Genomic DNA, 1,048 nt, shown 5'->3' on the forward strand with positions numbered 1-1,048 from the left:
GCGCTCCGTGCGCGAACTGTTCACGAGAACGTGGCGGAGCGAGCGGGGTCGACGGGCGTAGCCTCTCGGCCATGTCGCAGTTCGTCGACGAGTGCCAACTGAACGTCAAGGGCGGCGATGGCGGCGCGGGCTGTATCAGTTTCCGTCGTGAGGGACCGGTGGCGATGGGCGGGCCGAACGGGGGCGATGGTGGCGACGGTGGCGACATCTGGCTCGTGGCCGATCACAACGTCGCCTCGCTCCTGGCGTTCAAGGACCATCCGCACCGCAAGGCCGATCGCGGAGTCCACGGCAAGGGCAAGGACCAGCACGGCCGCCGAGGCGAATCACTCGAGATCAAGGTGCCGATCGGGACCAAGGCGAGCGACCTGTACACGGGCGAGGTGTACGCGGAACTGAACAATCAAGGGGACCGCTGGCAGGCCGCTGCCGGAGGACGAGGGGGACGCGGCAATGCCAAGTTCCTGTCGAACAAGCGGCGCGCGCCGAGTTTCGCCGAGCAGGGCGAGCACGGCGAGGAACGCTGGCTGAAGCTCGAACTGCGGCTGATGGCCGACGTCGCACTCGTCGGTTTCCCGAACGTCGGCAAGTCGACGCTGATCAGCGTGGTGTCGGCGGCCAAACCGAAGATCGCGAACTATCCGTTCACGACGCTCGAACCGAACCTCGGAGTGGTCAAGCTCGACGACGACACCGAATTCGTCGTCGCCGACATCCCCGGCCTGATCGAAGGAGCGAGCGAAGGCAAGGGACTCGGACATCAGTTCCTCCGCCACGTCGAGCGCGCCCGGGTGCTGTGCTTGATGGTCGATCTCGCGCCGACCGACGGGACGTGGCCGAACGAGCAGGAGCAGATCCTGCTGGAGGAGCTCGGCAACTACCAACCGGACCTGCTGGATCGTCCGCGCATCGTCGTCGGCACGAAGGCCGACATGGTGCAGGAAGGCGACCTCGAGGTGATGGAGTGGGAGGGCGACGTCGTTTCGGCGATCACCGGCGACGGCGTCAGCGCCTTGATCGGCAAGATGGCGGCGCATGTCCACGACGC

General features: G+C 66.4%; 1 protein-coding gene. It reads left to right on the forward strand.

The features are described from left to right. Positions 1 to 71 precede the first annotated feature (71 nt). On the forward strand, positions 72 to 1,048 hold a 977-nt coding region (obgE, locus tag ON45_RS20330), incomplete at its 3' end, for a GTPase ObgE (RefSeq protein WP_040496565.1).

Source organism: Ilumatobacter nonamiensis YM16-303 (assembly GCF_000350145.1).
Taxonomy (GTDB): domain Bacteria; phylum Actinomycetota; class Acidimicrobiia; order Acidimicrobiales; family Ilumatobacteraceae; genus Ilumatobacter_A; species Ilumatobacter_A nonamiensis.